At 66.8% G+C, this 2,644-nt stretch carries 3 protein-coding genes; 1 reads left to right on the top strand and 2 read right to left on the bottom strand.

From position 1 onward, the window contains the following. Positions 1-412: trypsin-like peptidase domain-containing protein (locus tag AHiyo1_RS27230; protein ID WP_253257447.1), on the top strand; the 412-nt coding region annotated here is incomplete at its 5' end. Positions 413-446: 34 nt separating this feature from the next. Here the strand turns inward: AHiyo1_RS27230 and aroQ are convergent. Together aroQ and AHiyo1_RS18230 are read right to left on the bottom strand one after the other, a co-directional pair. Beyond that, positions 447-911, bottom strand: a complete 465-nt coding sequence (gene aroQ, locus AHiyo1_RS18225; RefSeq protein WP_059389485.1) for a type II 3-dehydroquinate dehydratase — start codon at positions 909-911, stop codon at positions 447-449. Between the two features lie 128 nt (positions 912-1,039). Further along, the coding region (locus AHiyo1_RS18230; protein WP_059389484.1) for an alpha-galactosidase at positions 1,040-2,644 on the bottom strand (1,605 nt) is incomplete at its 5' end.

Raw genomic sequence — 2,644 nt, forward strand, 5'->3', positions numbered from 1 at the left:
CCAGCGCGACCTGGCCGTCATCGCCGTCGACGGCCTCCCGACGGCGCCGCTGCAGTTGAGCCCGGATCTTCCGGCCGGTTCGCCCGCGGCTTTCGCCGGCTACCCGCATGGTGGTCCGTTCCAGTCCAAGCCGGCCGCGGTGGAGGGCATCTCGACCCTGCTGGTCCCGGACATTTACGGCAACAACCCGTCCCCGGAGCAGGTCTACAAGCTGGCGGGAGACGTGCAACCGGGCAACTCGGGCGGTCCGCTGCTGACCACCCAGGGACAGGTTGCCGGCGTTGTCTTCGCCAAGACCACTTCGGATGTGGCGGTGGGCTACGCCCTCACCATGGACGAGCTCTCTCCGGTGGCACAGCAAGCACCATCGCTCAGCGACGCCGTCTCGTCGGGCCAGTGCACCAAGAAGTAGGCCGCCCACCAAGGGACATGCTTAGTCCGAGGGTCTAGACCGCGGTGGCGAGGTAGTCGATGGCCAGCTTGTAGCCCTGGACTCCCGCGCCGACGATCACCGCGGAGCACACCGGGGACAAGTAGGAGTGGTGCCGGAATTCTTCGCGCTGGTGCACATTGGTGATGTGGACTTCGACGGCGGGAAGCTGCACTGCCGCGAGCGCGTCCCGCAGTGCCACGGACGTGTGCGTGTAAGCACCCGCATTGATGACGATCCCGACGGCGGTCCCGCGGGCGCCATGGATGGCGTCCAGGAGGTCGCCCTCGTGGTTGGACTGGACACAGTCCACCGTGAAGCCGTTGGCCTCGGCGGCGGCCATGGCGAGCTGTTCGACGTCGGCCAAGGTGGACGTGCCGTACTTTTCCGGCTCGCGCGTGCCCAGCAGGTTCAGATTGGGGCCGTTGAGGACGAGGATGGTGCCGCGACCGGCTTCGGTGGCGGTGGGAGCTTCAGTCATGACTCCCAATCTATCGGTGCGCCGAGCCTGTTCGGTGTTTCTTACGCTGCCCGGCTGCGCCGCGGCAGCGTAAGAAACACCGAACAGCGTAAGAAACACCGAACAGCGTAAGAAACACCAAACGGCAGCTACACCGCAGTAATGCTGAGCAGCAACGCGTGCTCAGGGTTCAGGACCGGCAGGGGAAGCCCCACCTCCGCAAGGAAGCGCCCGCTTGCCTCAGCCCCGGATGGCAGCCATGCCGGAGGTTGCACCTGGGTGAACGTGCGGGCATAGTCCGCATCGCCAGGCGCGGGGAAAATTGCTTGCACCCTGTAAGAGCGCTCGGGGTCGAGGCCCGGAACAGCGATACGCCCGGGTTGTTCGGCGAACGACGTCCGGGTGCTGACGACGGCGAACAGCGCGGACGCGCCGTCGTCGGACACCACACCGTGCAGCATGAGCGAGTCGTCGGGAACGTCCGCGCGGACCATCCGGCCGCTGTGGATGAGCCCCCGGTGCTCCTTGTACAGGCCGATGAAGCGCTTGAGCTCCTCGCGTTCGGCGCCTTGGACGTGGCGGACATCCCATTCCATGCCGAAATGCCCGAATAGCGCAGTGATGGCGCGGAAGGAGAGATCGTGCGTGCGGGCCGTGGTGTGCGAGGTGGTGGGGCCGATATGCCCGCCCACCAGTTCCGGCGGAACCACTACGCCGGTCCAGCGCTGGATGGTCTGCCTCTCGAGGGCGTCGTTGCAGTCCGATCCCCAGATCCGGTCGGTCCGCTCAAGGATGCCGAGATCCACCCGGGCCCCGCCTGAGGAGCAGCTTTCGATTTCGACGCCGGGGTGGGCCTTGCGGAGCTCGTCGAAGAGCCGGTACGCGGCGAGGGTTTGCGCGTGTACGGACGCACGGCCCGCATGGCCGTGCTCGGCGAGGTCCCGGTTCTGGTCCCATTTGAGGTACTTGATGTTGTTTTCCCCGAGCAGGGCGTCGATCCGCTCGAAGACGTACTGCCAGGCCGCCGGGTTGACGAGGTCGATGATGTGCTGGTGCCGCCATTCCAGAGGGAGGCGGCCGCCGTCCTTGTGGGAGAGTGCCGCGGGGCCCACGATCCAGTCGGGGTGCGCCCGGGCGACATCGGAATCCAGGTTGACCATTTCCGGTTCCACCCAGAGCCCGAATTCCATGCCATGGGAGTTCACGGCTTCGATGAGCGGTGTCAGGCCATCGGGCCAAAGGGTTTCGTCGACGTACCAATCGCCCAGGCCTGCGTGATCGTCGCGGCGCCCGCGGAACCACCCGTCGTCGAGCACGAAGCGCTCAACGCCCAGCTCCGCAGCGGACTCGGCGAGCTCGATCAGGGTGTCCAGCTTGTGGTCGAAGTACACGGCCTCCCAGGTGTTGAGGACCACTGGGCGGGGCTTGCCGGCGGGGAGTCCCGTGGAAGCCGCGGGAAGGACGTGATGCGGGCGCGAGCGGAACCAGCTGTAGAACGCTTCGCTGATGCCGTCGAGGCCACGGTCCGAGTAGGCGGCAAACAGGGCGGGTGTGGTGTAGCCCTCGCCGGGCTGGAGGACTACTTCGGCCGGGCCCAGGAGCTCGGAGCCGCCGATCATCGTGCGGCCATCGGCCACGGTGTCGGCGAATTGTTCGTGGTTGCCGCTCCACGCCAAGTGGGTGGCCCAGACCTTTCCGTGGCGGTTGCCGAATCCGGCGGTGCCCGCCGCGAAAAGCAGCGAGGAATCGTGCCC

It is taken from the genome of Arthrobacter sp. Hiyo1, assembly GCF_001263615.2.
Taxonomy (GTDB): domain Bacteria; phylum Actinomycetota; class Actinomycetes; order Actinomycetales; family Micrococcaceae; genus Arthrobacter.